This window comes from Microbacterium sp. AG790 (genome assembly GCF_003634765.1).
In the GTDB taxonomy this organism is placed as follows: Bacteria; Actinomycetota; Actinomycetes; order Actinomycetales; family Microbacteriaceae; genus Microbacterium.
Map to the genome: position 1 here is coordinate 246646 of NZ_RBWZ01000009.1, position 16798 is coordinate 263443.

The following is a 16798-nucleotide window of genomic DNA, read 5'->3' on the forward strand; positions in this document are numbered from 1 at the left end:
CGAGGCCATGTTACCTGGCTGTGACTTTGCTTACCTGCGCGAGACCTCGAAAACACGCGCATAGGATCGTGACATGGCCGGATTCTGGGGCGCACGCAAGCAGGAACGCGAGCAGCGGGCAGCGGAGGATGCCGAACTCGGCCGCCGGGCGGACGCCGCCCTCGTCGCGATCGATGAGCGGCTGCGCACCACGGAGGATGAGCTCGTCTTCGCCGAGATCGAGTTGGGCACCGAGCCCACGCAGAGCCTCCGCGAAGCACTGAAGGCGGTTCGCAGCCACATGGGCGAGGCGTTCCAGCTGAACCAGCTCAACCACGACCACATCCCGGACACCCCCGAGGAGCTGCGCACGCGCAACGCGCGCATCATCCAGCTCTGCGAGTGGGCACAGGAGCTTCTCGACGATCGCCTTCAGGCCCTCGCCGCACCCGTCGAGCGGGCCCGCCGCGCTCCGGAGATCATCGCCGGCATCCGCGCCGACGTGGAACGGGGCACGCAGCGCCTCGAACGCGCCGAGGCGACTCTCGCGCGTGTGCACGCCCGGTACGCGCCGGCCGCCGTGCGCCGCATCGAGAAGAACGCCGCCGAGGCGGCGCAGCTCTTCGCCTTCGCCACGCACGGCGCCGAGGTCTCCACGGCACGACGCGAGAACGGACAGCGCGAGCAGGCGAATCTCGCGCTGGAGACGGCGATGGAGGCGGTGCGACGGGCGACCACCCTGCTGGATGCCGTGGACGCCTTCGAAGTGGAGGCACTGCGCGCCGAGTCCACGCTCGATGCGATCGTCGAGGATTCGCGCGACGACCTCGTGACCGCTCGCGAGCTGGAGAGCATCCCCGCCGTCGGCGCCGCCATGGCCGCGCTCGAGAAGGAGCTGTCCACCCTCACCCCGGCCGGGGAGCTTCCCGACCCGTTCGGCGAACTCACGCGGCTGCGTGAGGCGAACTCCGCTCTGGATGCCGCGGTCGCCAAGGCTCGCACACGTCTGGCCAACCCCGTGCCTGCCGAAAGCCACGTCCGTCACGCGATCGACGATGCGGATCGCCAGCTCGGCGTCGCCCGCAGCGTCATCTCGGGCCACCGAGGATGGATCGGCGCCGATGCCCGCACCCGCCTCGCCGAAGCGGAACGGATCCGTCTGGACCTGGCGGCGCTGAGCGCACAGCCCATCGGCGAGGACGACCGCGAGCAGGCCCTCGCCGATGCCCGCCGGTGCGGACAGCTGGCGGCGGAGGCGCTGCAGCTCGCGCAGCGCGACATCGACTCGTCTCGTCCGAACGACGGCGGGTGGGGCGATGGGGGCGGCTGGGGAGGCGGCCGGCGCGGAGGAAGCGGCGGCGACATGGTCGGAGGCATCCTCGGTGGCCTCGTGATCGGCAGCATCCTGGACGGCATCTTCGACTGAGTTCGCCCTGTCCGGCGCACGTGCCGACCCGGATCGGAGAAACAGAATCGGATCGCAGAAACAGAATCGGATGCCGCACGCGGCGGCATCCGATTCTGTTCACTCGCCCCGATTCCGGGGGCCGGTCGGGTCGGTCAGGACGCGAGCTCCGCGGCCGGCGGAGCGCTGGCGGTGAGCGAGATCACGCCGTAGTCCCAGCCCTTGCGGCGATAGACGACGCTCGGGTGGTCGGTGCGGGCGTCGATGAAGAGGAAGAAGTCGTGTCCGACCAGCTCCATGCGGTCGACGGCTTCTTCGACCGTCATCCATTCGGCGTCGAAGTTCTTGGTGCGGATCACGACCGGGGTGTAGTCGTCCTCGCCCTCGTCGCCGACGGCGATCGGGATCTCGCCGGTCGCGACAGCACGCAGCGTCTCCACGGATGCCGGCTGCACATCGATGCCCGACAGCGCACCGCTGCCCTTGTCGAGCTTGGCGCCGCGCGGGTGGTTTCGGGCGTCCACGCGCTTGTCCTTGGCACGACGCAGCTGCTCGGCGAGCTTGTCGACCGCCATGTCGAGCGCCGTGAACTTGTCGCTGTCGGTGGCCTCCGCACGCACCAGCGGGCCCTTGCCGGTGACGGTCAGCTCGACCGTCTCTTCTTCGCGGCTTCCGTTGTGATACGCCCGGTGGGTGACCTTGACGTCGAGACGCTGCGCTCGGGGGGACAGCGTTCCGATGCGGACGGACTTCTCTTCGGTGACGGTGCGAAAACGATCCGAGATGCTCACACCCACGCCGACGATGCTGGTTTCCATCCTGACCTCCTTGTTCCGGGTCCGGCCGGTCAAGGGCGGACCCTGAGTTCGCCTTGGTCTCTCCCACGCTATCGGGGTGCGGCGGCGCTGTCACGCGCCAATCCCGGGAGTAACGGACCGATCCCCTGAGGATCCGCAATGGATCCGCGCTCACGGGGCGTGTCGCGCGGTCGCGGCGACGGTCGCTGCCCCGATCACGTGCGCACCGCCGGCCATCAGGGCTCGCACGGCTTCGCGCAGCGTCGCGCCGGTGGTCAGCACGTCGTCGACGACGATGACGGACAGCCCCGCGACACCGCGCGCCCGGAGGGTTCCCGCGACGTTCTGCGCGCGCGCCTCGCGGCCGAGACCACGCTGGTCGGCGACTGCGCCGCGCGAGCTCAGCGCCCGCAGCGGCTGCAGACCGCCCCGCCGTGCCAGCAGGGCGCCGGTCTCGTATCCGCGCCGGCGAAGCGCACGTCGCGACGAGGGCACGGGCACGATCGCCACGTCGGCGCCGCCGCCTTCGACGCGCGCCACGGCCGCGGCCAGGGCGCCGCCGAGAGGTCGGGCCAGCCCCGTGCGCCCGTCCTCTTTGAACGCGCGCAGAACGCGCGCCGGCACGCCGGAGAAGTCCAGTGCGGAGCAGACCGCGAGGCCCGGCAGCAGCGAACGTACGCGCACCCGTGGCAGAAGGAGTTCACGGCAGCGCACGCAGAGACCGACGTCTGGCTCATCGCAGCCCGCGCACCACACGGGCAGCACCAGCGAGAGCGCCCCGGCCGCAGCGTCGCCCACGCGGCGCCAGACGGGTGCGCGCAGCCAGGCCGGATCGAGCATGATGCCACCGTGTCGAATGCACGTCACGTGCGGGGACCCCGATGCGCATCTGTGGAGGAGCGCACTCGGAGCGCGGCGCGGGGAGGAAGTTCCGCCTCAGCGCGGCATGCCCTGCTGCACCGCCAGTACCCGGACGCCCCCCATCAGCTGCTGCCAGTTGGCACCCCGCTGCGCGTAGAGCTCGCCGTCGGTGTCGCTCACGCTCGCGTTCGAGGCCTGTCCGGAGAGTGTCGAGGTGTCCCCGGGCGTACGGATCGGCGCGTCCGGGAAGCCGCCCACGTGCACCGCCTCGACGTACTGGTCCTGCCCGGTGCCGGCGAGCACGCCGAGGGTGCTCGCATCGAGCCAGGTGAGATCCGTTGCGGCATCCGACTGCGTCGCGAGCTTCTTCACGGGAGACGCGAGCGCGGTGGGCGCCCCGGTGCGGTCCCGCTGGATCCCCGCCCCCCATACGGCGTAGCGGTTACCGTCGCGCACCACGGCGACGAGCCTCGTCCCGTCGCGCGAGACGCGCTGCGCGATGACCGCGGAGGCGCCCGCCCATCCCCCGGACATCGGAACGGCGGTGCCGCCCGGCGCGTACGCGATCACCGATCCGGGCGCGTCCGACGGCACCGACCACACGTATCCCGCGGGATCGATGGAGGGAGCGACGAGATCCGGACGCGTGTCGAGCCGGCGGATGGGGCCGTCGGCGGGGACCTCGAGAACCGCGCCCGACACGTCGCGGACAGCGGCGGCGGTGCGATCGGCATTGACCTCGATGTCGGTCGCCGAGATCTGCATCAGCGCGTCGGAGAGCCCCGCGATCGGCGAGATGGTCGTGCCCGACACGAAACCGAAGGCGTCATCGGTGCGAACCAAGGGGTTGGCCGCCACCGCGGTGGAACGCACGTCCACACGCTGGGCCGTCAGCTGCTGGCCCCCGGGAAGCAGCATGTCCACGCTCGTGATCCCGGGGACGTCCAGGCTCGCCTCGAGCTGGGTCTGCATGCGGTTCAGCGCGGTCTGGTCGAGCGAGCGGGCGCCGTCCTGCAGGGTCACCTGCGCGACGTTGGACTGGCGCGGGACGGAGGTCAGCTCCAGTCGCGCACCGTCGGTGAACGCGCTCACGACCGCGCCGCGCAGCCAGGGCGCGGGCGCACCGTCGACGAGGCCCTGAGCGATGTTGGTGGCGGCGTAGTACCGAGGGAACCACCGCACGTCGGGCACCAGGTAGGTCCACGTCGGATCGAAGTACATCAGCGAATAGTTCCCGAACACGGCCAGGAACTGGGCCTTGTCGAGCACGATCCCGTCGGGTGCCTGGGTGATCCGCCACTGCCCGTCGTCCTGCTGAGCGAGCTTGAAGGTCAGGGGAATGGGGCCGTTGTCGGATGCCGGGCTCATCTCCCCCGTGGCATCCACCGTCGCCACCGGCGAGACCGTCAGCACGATGTCGCCGGATGGGCTCTGCTGCAGGGTGCGCTGCCCGGAGGCGTAGATCGTGACGCCGGCCTGCGGCTTCCAGGTGCCCTTGTAGCTGGGAGCGAGGAACTGCTGCGCCGTCTCCCAGTTGTTGGTGGGGCCGGTGCCGGCCGCGATGAAGCCCTCCACGATCTGCTGGGGGGTGGCGTCCTTCACCGGCCCCTTCGGGATGAAGGCGATGTCGCCGGAGGTACCGTCGTCCACGATCCGCACGCCCGGGTTGACCGGTCCGGAGGTCGGCAGACCCGCGCACGCGGCGAGGGCCACCATGAGCACCCCGGCGAGCACGGTGATGCTCGCCCGGCGCAGACGCCGAACACTCATGAGCGTCCCCCCTTGTCGAACACGGTGATCGGCTGCGTCAAGCCGAGGTCGTCGAGCGAGACGCCGTCCTCGCCCGGGTCGAGGGGAACAGGTGACGAGCCGTCGATGGGTTGCCCCTGCCGCGGCAGCGTCAGTACGAAGTTCGTGCCGCGGCCGAGATCCGACCAGACAGCCAGGGTGCCGCCGTGCAGCTTCGCATCGCCGAGCGCGATCGACAGCCCCAACCCCGTGCCGCCGATCGTGCGCTTGCGCGACGGGTCGGCGCGCCAGAAGCGGTCGAACACGCGCTCGGCGTCGGCGGCACTCATGCCGAGTCCGTAGTCACGGACGCCGATCGCGACCGCCCGCTGGTTGCTGTCCACGGTGACGACGATGGGACGACCCTCGCCGTGCTCGATGGCGTTGCCGAGCAGGTTGCGCACGACCCTGCGGACGCGGCGGGGATCCATATCGACCGGCGAGTAGCCTCCGGGAGCGACCAGGCGCACATCCGTCCCGTGCTGATCGGCCAACTGCTGCATCGAGGCGATGACGTCCTCGGCGAGATGCGCGAGGCTGGTCGGCTCGTACTCCAGCTGCACCGAACCCGCGTCGTAGCGGCTGATCTCCAGCAGGTCGGTCAGAAGCGTCTCGAAGCGCTGCACCTGTGCATGCAGCAGCTCCGCGGCGCGGGCGGTCGTCGGATCGAAGGAGTCGCGCTGATCGTTGAGCATGTCGCTGGCCAGGCGGATCGTCGTCAGCGGTGTGCGCAGCTCATGAGAGACGTCGGAGACGAATCGCTGCTGCACGAGCGAGAGCTCGGCGAGCTCCTTGATCTGGGATTCGATGCTGTCGGCCATCGCGTTGAACGAGCGGCCGAGGATCGCGAACTCGTCCTCGCCCCGGACCGGCAGGCGCACGGCGAGATCGCCGGCGGCGAGGGTCGCACTCGTCTCGGCGGCCTCGGCGATCGGGACGGTCACCGAGCGCAGCACGAAGGAGGAGATCGCGGCGATCAGCAGCACCAGCCCGGCGCCGACGAGCCACAGCGTGATCTGGACGAACTGCAGGGTCTGCTGCTCCGGGGCGAGGTCGTAGGCGAAATAGAACTCGTAGGCGCCGACCTCGGGAAACTCGAGCTGCTGCCCGACGATGATCCCGGGCACCGTGCCGCCGTCGGCGGCCGGCAGCCCGACGGACTGCCACCAGCGCTTCTGACTGTCACCCTGAACGGCGCCCCGCAGCCCGGGCGTGATCAATCCTGCGCTCAGCCCGCCGCGTTGGAAGTCCTGCGGCGCGATCGTCGACGGCTCATCCGAGATGCGGAACGCGGCGATCATGTCGGTGCCCGCTTGCCGGGCGATCGAGTCGGTCGCGTTGTTCCACAGCGATTGCAGGGCGGCGCCGTCGCCGTCGATCTGCGCGGCGTTGAGTGTCTGCTGCGTCGACTGCGTGGCGCGCTGCACGGCCTCCTGCACCTGCTGGACGCGGGACTCGAAGAGATCGTTCTGGATCGCGAGGGCCATCGCGACGAAGGCGATGAGGATGGCGAGAGCCGTCGCACCGATCGTGATGACGAGCGTGCGAAAACGCAGCGACCGGGCCCAGGCATATGCCACCCGGCGAGGCCAGCTGCGCCAATCGCGCCAGCCGGTCAACGTCGGCACGGTCGCCGTCTGCGGCGTCATGAGCAGCCGATCACACCACCGCGCCGGCGCGATAGCCGACGCCGCGCACCGTCATGACGATCCGCGGGTTGTCGGGATCGATCTCGACCTTCGCGCGCAGCCGCTGCACGTGCACATTCACGAGACGGGTGTCGGCCTTGTAGTGGTAGCCCCAGACCTGCTCGAGCAGCATTTCGCGCGAGAACACCTGCTGAGGTTTGGAGGCGAGCGCCACGAGCAGCTCGAACTCCAGCGGGGTGAGCGCGATGACCTCGCTCCCCCGCCGCACCTCGTGGGCGGCGACGTCGACGATGACGTCGCCGATGCGCAGATCGCCGCCGGTCGCCTCGGCGGCGGGACGAAGCCGCGTGCGGATCCGCGCCACGAGCTCTTTCGGGTTGAACGGCTTGACGATGTAGTCGTCGGCGCCCGACTCGAGCCCGCGGACGACGTCGGCCGTATCGGTGCGCGCGGTGAGCATGATGATCGGGACGCCCGATTCGGAGCGGATGCGCGTGCAGATCTCGATGCCGTCCATGCCGGGCAGCATCAGGTCGAGGAGCACGAGGTCGGGGCGCTCCTCCCGCCACATCTCGACGGCGGCGGTGCCGTCGGCGCAGAACAGCGGTTCGAAGCCCTCGGTACGCAGCACGATGCCGATCATCTCGGCGAGCGCGATGTCGTCGTCGACAACGAGGATGCGGGAAGTCATATGGCCTGATTCGTCCTTCGGGTGGGCCGGATGCCGCGGCGCGGCAGGGCGCAACAACACAGTATCCGACGTGTCTGGGTTGAGACCGAGTGCCGCGCAGGACGACGCCGGGGCCCCTTCCGATCGGAAGAGGCCCCGGCGTCGTGTGGATGCGTACTCAGCGGTGGAGGTCGAAGCGGTCCAGCTCGGTGACCTTGGTCCACGCGGCGACGAAGTCGCGGACGAACTTCTCGGTCGCGTCGTCCGAGGCGTACACCTCGGCGAGCGCGCGCAGCTCGGAGTTCGAGCTGAAGAGCAGATCGACGCGCGTGCCGACACCGACCTTCTCGCCCGAGCCGTCCTTCACCCCGGCGAAGGCGTGAGAGCCGGGGTCCAGCGGCGTCCACGTCGTCCCGAGGTCGAGGAGGTTCACGAAGAAGTCGTTCGTGAGCACCCCCACGCGGTCCGTGAACACGCCGTACGGCGAACCGTCCCAGTTCGCGCCCAGCACCCGCAGGCCTCCGACCAGGACGGTCATCTCCGGAGCCGTGAGGGTGAGGAGGTTCGCCTTGTCGATGAGGTGGTACTCCGCGGGCATCGGGGCCAGCGGACCCTGGTAGTTGCGGAAGCCATCGGCCGCGGGCTCCAGGTAGGCGAAGGACTCGACGTCGGTCTGCTGCTCGGAGGCGTCGGCGCGGCCCGCGTGGAACGGCACCTCCACCGCGACGCCCGCATCGGCCGCCGCCTTCTCCACGGCGGCGTTGCCCGCGATGACGATCAGATCGGCGAGGGAGACGTCGATACCGCCCTGGGCGGCATCCGTCTTGATACCGCCGAGCACGCCGAGCACCCGGTGCAGCTGGGCGGGGTTGTTGACCTCCCAGTCCTTCTGCGGCGCGAGGCGGATGCGGGCGCCGTTGACGCCGCCGCGCTTGTCGCTGCCGCGGAAGGAGGATGCCGCCGCCCACGTCGTCGCGACCAGTTCGGAGACCGTCAGGCCGGACGCGAGCACGCGCGCCTTCAGGTCGGCGACCTGCGTGCCGTCCAGCCCGGTGCCGGTCGGCGCGGGAACCGGGTCCTGCCACAGGAGCTCCTCGGCCGGCACCTCCGGTCCGAGGTAGCGCGCGACGGGTCCCATGTCACGGTGCGTCAGCTTGAACCATGCGCGCGCGAAGGCGTCCGCGAAGGCATCCGGGTCGTCCCGGAACGTCCGCGAGATCTTGTCGTACTCGGGGTCCATGCGCAGGGCGAGGTCGCTGGTGAGCATGCGCGGCTCGCGCTTGCCGTCGCTGTGAGCGAGGGGCACCATGTCGGCGCCCTGGCCGCCCTTCGGCCGCCACTGGTGGGCACCGGCGGGGCTCTTCATGAGCTCCCACTCGTACGCGTACAGGATGTGGAAGAACTCGTTGTCCCAGCGCGTGGGGTGGTAGGTCCACGTGACCTCCAGACCCGAGGTGATCGTGTCGTCGCCGCGCCCGGTGCCGTGGCTGTTCTTCCAGCCGAGCCCCTGAGCCTCCAGGCCCGCAGCCTCCGGGTTGTCGTCGAGGTTGTCGTCGGATGCCGCGCCGTGCGTCTTTCCGAACGTGTGGCCACCCGCGATCAGCGCGACGGTCTCCTCGTCGTTCATCGCCATGCGACCGAAGGTCTCACGGATGTCGCGGGCGGACGCCAGCGGGTCGGGATTGCCGTTCGGGCCTTCCGGGTTGACGTAGATGAGGCCCATCTGCACGGCCGCGAGGGGCTTGTCCAGCTCGCGCTCTCCGGAGTAGCGCTCGTCGCCCAGCCAGGTGGTCTCGGGACCCCAGTACACGTCGTCGTCCGGCTCCCAGACGTCGGGGCGACCGCCGGCGAAACCGAACGTGCGGAAGCCCATCGACTCCAGCGCGACGTTGCCGGCGAGGATCATGAGGTCGGCCCAGGAGATCGACTGCCCGTACTTCTTCTTGACGGGCCAGAGCAGCCGGCGCGCCTTGTCGAGGTTGACGTTGTCGGGCCAGCTGTTCAACGGTGCGAATCGCTGCTGACCGGCGCCGCCGCCGCCGCGACCGTCGGTGACCCGGTAGGTGCCGGCCGAGTGCCACGCCATGCGGATCATCAGCGGTCCGTAGTGGCCGAAGTCGGCGGGCCACCAGTCCTGGCTGGTGGTGAGCAGCTCTTCGATGTCCTTCTTGACGGCCGCCAGGTCGAGCGACTCGAAGGCGGCGGCGTAGTCGAAGTCCGCGTCCAGCGGGTTACGCACCTGGGGGTTCTTGGCGAGGATCTTGAGGTTGAGCTGGTTGGGCCACCACACCCGGTTGGCCGACCCGTTCGTCGGGTGCGGCTGCGCGTGGATGACCGGGCAGGTCGCAGCCTCCTCGGCGTACGCCTCGTCGGTGTCGGTGACGGTGACGGACTGGTCGATGTCGGTCGCGTCAGCGCCGATACCGGCGCTGGTCGGGTCCTGGTCTGTCATGGTGTTCCTTCCGTGAGGGGTGGGGTGGCGGCTTGTGCGCACGCGGGGCACACGCCCCAGTACGTCACTTCCGCCGTGGTGAGGATGAAGCCGTGGCTGTCGGAGGGCTCGAGACACGGTGCCGCGCCGACGGCGCAGTCCACGTCGACGACCGCGCCGCACGACGTGCACACGAGGTGATGGTGATTGTCGCTGACCCGCAGCTCGAAGAGCATCGGCCGGCCCGCCGGCTCGATGCGGCGCACGAGCCCTGCGTCGGCGAAGTCACCGAGCGCGTTGTACACCGATTGGCGGCTCGCACGCGGCATCCGCTCCACGATCGCGAGGAAGACGTCCTCCGCGCTGGCGTGTGCGTGCGTGCGCAGCGTGTCGTAGACCGCTGCACGCGAGTCGGTGACCTTCAGACCCGCCGCCCGCAGCGCCGCCGCTGCATCGGCAGCATCGGCGCCGTGCGCGGGGGTTGCGATCGAGGCCATGCCTCCACCCTACCCAGTTTTGAAGAATTCAAAACAACAGCGGGGTGAACAGTCGCTGTGACACGGCTGTGGCTCGCCTGCACCCCGTCCCGGGGAGATCGGCCGTCAGTAGCGGTAGTGCTCCAGCTTGTAGGGCCCCTCCACGGGAACACCGATGTACGCGGCCTGCTCCTCGGTGAGCTCGGTGAGCTGAACACCGAGCGCCGCCAGATGCAGTCGCGCCACCTTCTCATCCAGGATCTTCGGCAGCACGTACACGCCGACGGGATACTGCTCCCGCTTCGTGTACAGCTCGATCTGCGCCAGCACCTGGTTGGTGAACGATGCACTCATCACGAAGGAGGGATGCCCGGTCGCGTTGCCGAGGTTCATCAGTCGCCCCTCGCTCATGACCAGGATGCTGTGCGGCGCACGGTCGGCACCGCCGGGCAGGCGGTACTCGTGCACCTGCGGCTTGATCTCGATCTTCTCGACGCCCGGGATCGCTTCGAGCCCGGCGATGTCGATCTCGTCGTCGAAGTGTCCGACGTTGCCGACGATGGCAAGGTGCTTGAGGTTCTGAAGGTGCTCGACCGTGACCACCCGTGTGTTCCCCGTACCCGTGATGAGGATGTCGACATCGCCGATGACCGACTCCAAGCGGGCGACTTGGAAGCCGTCCATCGCCGCCTGCAGCGCGCAGATGGGGTCGACCTCCCCGATGATCACGCGCGCTCCCTGACCGCGCAGCGCCTCGGCCGCTCCCTTGCCGACATCGCCGTAGCCGACGACGTAGGCGACCTTGCCGCCGATGAGCACGTCGGTGGCGCGGTTGAGGCCGTCCGGAAGCGAGTGGCGGATGCCGTACTTGTTGTCGAACTTGCTCTTGGTGACCGAGTCGTTGACGTTGATGGCCGGAAACAGCAGCGTCGCGGCTGCGGCGAGCTCGTACAGCCGATGCACGCCGGTGGTGGTCTCCTCGGTGACGCCGAGGATCTGCGCCGCCATCCGCGTGAAGCGCTGCGGGTCGCGGGCCAGGCTCGCGCGGAGCGTGTCGAGGACGATGCGGTACTCGTGCGAGTCGGACGGGGATGCCGCGGGCACCGCACCCGCCTTCTCGAACTCGACGCCCTTGTGCACCAGCAGGGTCGCGTCGCCGCCGTCGTCGAGGATGAGGTTGGGCCCGTCGAAGCCCTCGGCCGACCAGTCGAAGATGCGATCGGCCAGCTGCCAGTACTCCTCGAGCGTCTCACCCTTGAACGCGAAGACCGGAACGCCGGCCGGCTGGTCCACGGTGCCGTGCGGGCCGACCGCGACCGCGGCGGCCGCCTCGTCCTGCGTCGAGAAGATGTTGCAGCTGGCCCAGCGCACCTGCGCACCGAGAGCCACGAGCGTCTCGATGAGCACCGCGGTCTGCACGGTCATGTGCAGCGACCCGGCGATGCGGGCACCGGCCAGCGGCTGGAGCGGGCCGAACTCCTCGCGCAGTGCCATCAGACCGGGCATCTCGTTCTCGGCGAGGCGCAGCTGATGACGACCCGCCTCGGCGAGGCTGAGGTCGGCGACGACGAAGTCATGGATGCGGGCGGGGGCGGCAGTGGTCGGCATCCGCCCATTCTCGCACCCTCGTCCGGACGGCGGCCGAGCCTCAGACGCGCAGCGTCTCGTGGCGGACGACGACCCACCCCTTGGGCACCGACAGGCGGTCGGTGTGGATGGCGCAGAGGTCGTGCGCGTGCGGGTCGGTCGCCGCGCCGAGCGGGCCGAGGGCGGCCATCTGATCGCCGTAGTCGTAGGTCAGGGTCGTCACGGCCTCGCGGGCACAGCCCACCTTCGAACACAGTCGGGTACGCATCGCCCTCACGCTACCGGCGGCGCCACAAGAGGCGTGGGATGCCGCGCCGCCGCCGGACGCATCGACGACCCGGACGGGGGACGCTGACCTAGACTCGGAACATGATGAGGCGGCGCGCGAGCACTCCCCCGCGGGTGCGGCCGTCCCGCCACGGACGCCACGGTCGAGAGGACCGCAGTCCCGTGGTGCGTCCGCCCCTTCCGGCGCAGGAGACGCGCGAGGAACGTTTCGACTTCGTCGTCGGCACGGCGGCGGAGTTCCTGCGCAGCGCCTGGCCGGAGCTGCGGGAGGTCCGCTTCGAGGTGGCGGCCATGCCACCGGCATCCGATGACGACGGGATCCCCCGGTGGACGGTCTCGACCGAAGAGCGGCGCATCGTGCTGTACCGCCTGCCGATCGAACGGCTCGGGAGCCTGCATCGTGAGGACGAGCTGCACCGGCGCATGGCCATCGAGGGCTGCGTCTTCCGCGCGGCCGCGCAGTACCTGGACCGCGACCCCTGGGATCTCGGGCCGGAGCGGTTCCGCTTTCTCTGATCGTTCCGCGTCGACGGGCGGTGCCGGGGGCGGTGGTCAGCGGGGGTAGACGGTGACCGCCGACGCCGCCGCCGCGCTCGGCGCGACGGGGTAGCCGGCGACGGCGCCGGCACCGGCGTACGTGATGGCAGCGCGGACACTTCCCGTTCCCGGATCGAGGCGGTAGACGTCACCGGCCTGCACAGGGACGGTGACGGCGCCGCCACCCGGCACGGAGATGTCGGTCTTCGCGCCGGTACCGGATGCCGCCGTGAGCACGACCGTCTGCGGCTCGCCTGTCGACGAGACGATGGTCATCGTCGGCGCCGCGCCCGCGGCGACGGCGACGAGCGCGGGCGCGGAGATCGCGTCGGCGGCGACGAACCAGCCGAAGTCGCTTCCGGCCGCGAAGCCGGACGTGGCCCAGGCGGCACCCGTCACCGGGGCCGTCGCGCTCACCCGCACCGCGTACGTGCCGGTGGCGAGTCCGCCCAGATCGAGTTTGAGAGGTACGCCCGCCTTCAGGGGGACCGTCTGCGGTGCGCCCACTGCCGCACCGTCGCGCACGACGGTGACGGTCGCCTGGGCGTCGGCGCCCGGGGAGAGCAGCCGCAGCGACGTCGGGACGTTGCTCTCGCCGGCGCCGCCCTGCGTCGTCACGACGGGAACGCCCGGGATCACGAGATCCGTGTCGGGGACGGCGGTGGCGCCGACCTGATCGACGCCGCCGGCCACGAGCACGCGCGTGAGGCTGGTCTGCAGCGCGGCGCGGATGGGGGCTTGGGCCGACGTCACGCGCAGCACCGGGTTGTCCTCGCGCAGGGCGAGGGAGGCGAGGGGGATGATCCGCTGCGTGCCGGCGGCGACCACGATCGCGTTGCCCGCGACGGGCACGGCGCCACCGGAGGCGCCGTACACGGTGATCGTGACGCGCGCCGCGACCACGCCCGGGTTTTCGAGGACGACCAGATCGGAGGCGCCCGTCCCCCCGGAGCCGCCGACGAGCCACGACTCCATCTCGGGCCGGGCGCAGGAGGACGCGGCGAACCCGCTGAGATCGTCCGCGCTCACCTGCGCCGAGGTCGCTGCAGCGATCTCGGCGGGCTGTCCGCCCACCGGAGTGGCCCGCAACGTTGTCGGGCCCGTCCCCCCGGTCACGTCGGGGGCCGCCAGGGTGGAGGTCGCGGCATCCGTCGGGGTCGCCTTCGACAGCGCGGCGGAGGTCAGCGCGGCCGGGGCGGCATCGGTGAGCTGCGCGGCGCGGGTCGCATCGCGCCCCGGGGCCAGGACGGGACCGACGCACGTCGCGATGGATGCCGTCGCCGGCGCGTGCGCGGCGATCGAGAGGGCGGAGTCGTCGGTGTGCGTGGGAAGCGGCAGCGCGACCAATGCCACGCCCGCCGCCACCGCGGCTGCCGTGATGACGGTGCCGACGGCGAACCGCACGGTCGTGAGGCGACGAAGGCCGGGCAAGTGGGTGCTCATCGGAGTCCTCCTCCGGACGCGCGCCGCGCGCCGATGACGCGCGGGCGACGACGATTCAGCCGCAGGGAGCGCCGGGTGGGCAGAGCGAGCAGCAGGGCGATCAGGACGACCCCGAGCTGCACCGCGGCGGTGCGGGCGTTGTCGACCGCCGACGCCGCCACGCGATCCGTGACCGGGGCGGTGACCCGCCACAGCTTGCCCTTCGCGGTGTCGCCGACGATCTCGAGATCCTGACGCTGATCGAGGGCGGTCTCGGCCGCGATGCGCACCGCACGCGCCGCGTCGCTCTCACCCTCGGCGGTGCCGCCGAGGAGCACGAACGCGACCCCGTGCGCCCCCAGACGCGCGACCGCGTCGCCCGAGGGCACGGCGGTCAGTTCGGCCGTCAGCTCCGCGGCTTCGGCGTCGCCGGCATCGGTGGAAGAACGCGCCGAGCGCAGGGTGCTCTGCCCGCCCAGGGCCGAGGTCTCACCCCAGACGACATCCGTGACGACGGATCCGTCGGCCGCGGCGGTGAGCACGAAGGTGGCGTTGCCCAACCCCGATCGCCCCTCCGCCTCGACGTAGGCCGGCAGGGTGCTGCTCGGACCGTTCGTGACGGCCGACGTGCCGCGGGGCAGCGCGGTGATCACGGGGACCGCACTGACCGCGAGGGCGGTCAGCGCCAGGGCGGCGAGCGGTCCACGGAGTCGGGGGCGCGCCGGCAGCGCGTCGATCGTCAGCGCTGCCGATCCCAGCAGGGCGAGCCAGTACAGGCTGAGGGCGGCGCCCGGCCAGACCGCGATGGCGGTCCCGGCATCCGAGGTGACGACGATGCCGATGACCGCGACCGCCGTCGCGAGGGCGCTGAGCGCGATCATGAGGACGATCGCGGACGACACCGTGCGCGACACGATGGGGGCGGCCACCGCGAGCACGATCAAGGGCACGACGAGCAGGAACGGCCACGGCCCCGCGCCGTCGACGAGCTGACCCCAGTCCGAACCGCGAGCGGTGGGGAATCCGAGCGCGAGGGCGACGCGGCGGGCGAGATCGGTCGACTCCCCCGACGGCAGCGGCACCCCCGGGTCGGCGATCAGGGCCCATGGCTCGCCAGAGCCGAGACGGCGCCAGATCATCGGCGCCCAGACGATCACCGATGGAACGAGCAGCCAGACGACCCGCGCGAGTCCTCGACCGCGGCCGAGCGCTGCCGTGAGGACGATCGCGACCAGCCACAGCACGACGAGGGCCGGAGCCAGCGACGGGGCGCTGGCGAGCACCGCGACGGCGATCACCGATCCCATGCCCGCCGCGGTCCACGATCGGTGCGCGGCGACGGCGGTCCACAGCAACCAGGGAAGCAGCAGATGTGCGATGACGACCGTCGGTCGTCCCGATGCCAGCGCGTCCAGCAGGCTCGGCGCCAGGGCGTAGCCCACCGCGACGACGGCGCGGGCGAGGGCGTTGTCGGTCAGGCGCGTCGCGGCGAACCAGCCGCCGAGTGCGGACAGGGGAATCGCGAGAACCCACAGCACGACGAGGACGCGCGAGGGCGCGGCGGGCCAAAGCGAGCCGAGCACGGCGACGACGGCGCTGAACGGGTCGGCCGGCCCCTGCGTATCCCAGCCGAGAGGCCGGGCCCCGGACGCCGCATCGGCCCAGAGCTGGCCGACGGTCGCCCGCAGCGGCGCAAGGCCTCCCCCGCCGAGCACCGGCCAGGCGAGCAGGGACAGGAAGGCGAGGACCGAGACGAGCAGGGCGCCGAGGACGATCCAGGCACCGCCCCCGGAGAAGAAGTGCAGTTCACCGCGCGCGGTGCCGTCGATGATCACGTCGTCGTCGAGACGCTGACGCAGCTCGACCCGACTGACCCGCAGCGGTGCCAGCTGCGCCCAGGAGACGCGGCGGCCGGCACGGATGCCGCGGCGTGCGCGGGCGACGGCGGCGGGACGCAGCAGCACCGTCAGCGTGGCGCCCCATTCCGGACCGATCATCGACGGACGCTTGCCGAGGAGCAGGGCGACGGAGCGGAGGACCGCCAGCGGCAGCAGGGAGAGCCAGTGCAGCGGGACGGCGACCGCCGGCGCGTACACGAGTCGGCGGTGCAGTTGCGCCGTGCGCAGACCGTAGGCCCGACGCACCCCGACCGGCTCGAAGCGGTCGCCGAGGGTCGGCGGGTCGGTGCGATCGGGGTCAGCGATGGCGACGAAAGCCTGGGGCGCGAGGACGACACGGCCGCCGCGCAGACGCGCGCGCACACCGAGGTCGAGGCCTTCGTCCGCACCCGCCAGCGCCGAATCGAGACCGTCGAGCGCGCGCCACGCGTCGGTGCGCACCAGGATGCCGCGCACATCCGAGCCGAGAACGTCCTCGCTCGCGTCATGCTGACCCTGATCGTGCTCCCCGTCGGCGAGACCGACGGCGCGACCGCCCCGCGTCATCGACACACCGAGGGACACGATCCGGTCGTTGTCGTCGGCGCGGACGAGTTTCGGCGCGGCGATCGCGACCGAGGGCGCGGTCTCGAGAGCGCCCATGAGGCGAACGAGCGCGTCGGGCGCGGGGGTGGTGTCCTGGTCGAGCACCCACACGGCATCCCCACCGAGCCGTCGGCTCGCCAGTGCGAGGGCGTCGGCGAAGGATGTCCCGCGATCGGCGGTGATGACGGCTTCGGCGGCGGACTCCCCCGCGATGCGCTGAAGCTCGCGATCGGTCGCGTGTGGGCCGCACAGCACGATGGTGAGCGTGTCCACCGGGCGCGCCTGGGCCGCGAGCGCGGAAAGGACGCGGTCGAGACGGATGTCGGTGGCCACGCGCGCATCAGGGCGCACGACCAGTAGTGCGTGAACTCGGGCGGGCATGACGTCGTCAGCCTAAGCGGGAGCCGGCGCAGAACGCGGACGTC

At 71.1% G+C, this 16798-nt stretch carries 13 protein-coding genes; 2 read left to right on the plus strand and 11 right to left on the minus strand.

Annotated features, from left to right (window positions below):
- Positions 1 to 73 precede the first annotated feature (73 nt).
- Entirely contained in the window at positions 74 to 1405 is a 1332-nt protein-coding gene (locus tag DEU37_RS10740; RefSeq protein WP_121190667.1) for a hypothetical protein, read from the plus strand.
- A gap of 134 nt (positions 1406 to 1539) precedes the next feature.
- Here the strand turns inward: DEU37_RS10740 and hpf are convergent, their stop codons facing one another.
- From hpf to DEU37_RS10785, 9 genes are all read right to left on the minus strand, one after another.
- Entirely contained in the window at positions 1540 to 2202 is a 663-nt protein-coding gene (hpf, locus tag DEU37_RS10745; protein ID WP_005048298.1) for a ribosome hibernation-promoting factor, HPF/YfiA family, read from the minus strand.
- Positions 2203 to 2352: 150 nt separating this feature from the next.
- Positions 2353 to 3021: a ComF family protein gene (locus DEU37_RS10750; RefSeq protein ID WP_121190668.1), complete on the minus strand. Its 669-nt coding sequence runs from the start codon at positions 3019 to 3021 to the stop codon at positions 2353 to 2355.
- Positions 3022 to 3117: 96 nt separating this feature from the next.
- Positions 3118 to 4812: an LpqB family beta-propeller domain-containing protein gene (locus tag DEU37_RS10755; RefSeq protein ID WP_121190669.1), complete on the minus strand. Its 1695-nt coding sequence runs from the start codon at positions 4810 to 4812 to the stop codon at positions 3118 to 3120.
- Positions 4809 to 6479 (minus strand): MtrAB system histidine kinase MtrB, encoded by a 1671-nt coding sequence (gene mtrB, locus DEU37_RS10760; RefSeq protein WP_121190670.1) that lies wholly within the window; start codon positions 6477 to 6479, stop codon positions 4809 to 4811. The genes DEU37_RS10755 and mtrB overlap by 4 nt, the downstream gene beginning before the upstream one ends.
- Before the next feature lie 10 nt (positions 6480 to 6489).
- Positions 6490 to 7170 (minus strand): MtrAB system response regulator MtrA, encoded by a 681-nt coding sequence (gene mtrA, locus DEU37_RS10765; protein ID WP_005048291.1) that lies wholly within the window; start codon positions 7168 to 7170, stop codon positions 6490 to 6492.
- A 157-nt stretch (positions 7171 to 7327) separates the two neighbouring features.
- Positions 7328 to 9601: a catalase/peroxidase HPI gene (gene katG, locus DEU37_RS10770; RefSeq protein WP_121190671.1), complete on the minus strand. Its 2274-nt coding sequence runs from the start codon at positions 9599 to 9601 to the stop codon at positions 7328 to 7330.
- Positions 9598 to 10077: a Fur family transcriptional regulator gene (locus tag DEU37_RS10775; protein ID WP_121190672.1), complete on the minus strand. Its 480-nt coding sequence runs from the start codon at positions 10075 to 10077 to the stop codon at positions 9598 to 9600. Before DEU37_RS10775 ends, katG begins: the two co-directional genes overlap by 4 nt.
- A 105-nt stretch (positions 10078 to 10182) precedes the next feature.
- Positions 10183 to 11664, minus strand: coding sequence for an adenosylhomocysteinase (gene ahcY / locus DEU37_RS10780; protein WP_121190673.1), 1482 nt, complete (start codon positions 11662 to 11664; stop codon positions 10183 to 10185).
- A 40-nt stretch (positions 11665 to 11704) separates the two neighbouring features.
- Positions 11705 to 11911, minus strand: a complete 207-nt coding sequence (locus tag DEU37_RS10785) for a DUF3499 family protein (protein WP_005048283.1) — start codon at positions 11909 to 11911, stop codon at positions 11705 to 11707.
- A gap of 182 nt (positions 11912 to 12093) precedes the next feature.
- Here DEU37_RS10785 and DEU37_RS10790 point away from each other — a divergent pair, with 182 nt between their 5' ends.
- Positions 12094 to 12447 (plus strand): metallopeptidase family protein, encoded by a 354-nt coding sequence (locus DEU37_RS10790; RefSeq protein ID WP_081767962.1) that lies wholly within the window; start codon positions 12094 to 12096, stop codon positions 12445 to 12447.
- Between the two features lie 36 nt (positions 12448 to 12483).
- On the opposite strand, the gene DEU37_RS10795 is transcribed toward DEU37_RS10790, so the two are convergent.
- Positions 12484 to 13911 (minus strand): DUF5719 family protein, encoded by a 1428-nt coding sequence (locus DEU37_RS10795; protein WP_121190674.1) that lies wholly within the window; start codon positions 13909 to 13911, stop codon positions 12484 to 12486.
- Complete coding sequence (locus DEU37_RS10800) at positions 13908 to 16754, minus strand: glycosyltransferase (RefSeq protein WP_121190675.1); 2847 nt, start codon at positions 16752 to 16754, stop codon at positions 13908 to 13910. The genes DEU37_RS10795 and DEU37_RS10800 overlap by 4 nt, the downstream gene beginning before the upstream one ends.
- Positions 16755 to 16798: the final 44 nt, after the last annotated feature.

Excerpts from the sequence above, each read along its gene's own strand:
- DEU37_RS10795 (WP_121190674.1), bottom strand. The coding sequence starts at position 13,911 with ATGAGCACCCACTTGCCCGGCCTTCGTCGCCTCACGACCGTGCGGTTC.
- DEU37_RS10740 (WP_121190667.1), top strand. The coding sequence starts at position 74 with ATGGCCGGATTCTGGGGCGCACGCAAGCAGGAACGCGAGCAGCGGGCA.
- DEU37_RS10800 (WP_121190675.1), bottom strand. The coding sequence starts at position 16,754 with ATGCCCGCCCGAGTTCACGCACTACTGGTCGTGCGCCCTGATGCGCGC.
- DEU37_RS10750 (WP_121190668.1), bottom strand. The coding sequence starts at position 3,021 with ATGCTCGATCCGGCCTGGCTGCGCGCACCCGTCTGGCGCCGCGTGGGC.
- DEU37_RS10775 (WP_121190672.1), bottom strand. The coding sequence starts at position 10,077 with ATGGCCTCGATCGCAACCCCCGCGCACGGCGCCGATGCTGCCGATGCA.
- mtrA (WP_005048291.1), bottom strand. The coding sequence starts at position 7,170 with ATGACTTCCCGCATCCTCGTTGTCGACGACGACATCGCGCTCGCCGAG.
- mtrB (WP_121190670.1), bottom strand. The coding sequence starts at position 6,479 with ATGACGCCGCAGACGGCGACCGTGCCGACGTTGACCGGCTGGCGCGAT.
- hpf (WP_005048298.1), bottom strand. The coding sequence starts at position 2,202 with ATGGAAACCAGCATCGTCGGCGTGGGTGTGAGCATCTCGGATCGTTTT.
- katG (WP_121190671.1), bottom strand. The coding sequence starts at position 9,601 with ATGACAGACCAGGACCCGACCAGCGCCGGTATCGGCGCTGACGCGACC.
- DEU37_RS10755 (WP_121190669.1), bottom strand. The coding sequence starts at position 4,812 with ATGAGTGTTCGGCGTCTGCGCCGGGCGAGCATCACCGTGCTCGCCGGG.
- ahcY (WP_121190673.1), bottom strand. The coding sequence starts at position 11,664 with ATGCCGACCACTGCCGCCCCCGCCCGCATCCATGACTTCGTCGTCGCC.
- DEU37_RS10785 (WP_005048283.1), bottom strand. The coding sequence starts at position 11,911 with ATGCGTACCCGACTGTGTTCGAAGGTGGGCTGTGCCCGCGAGGCCGTG.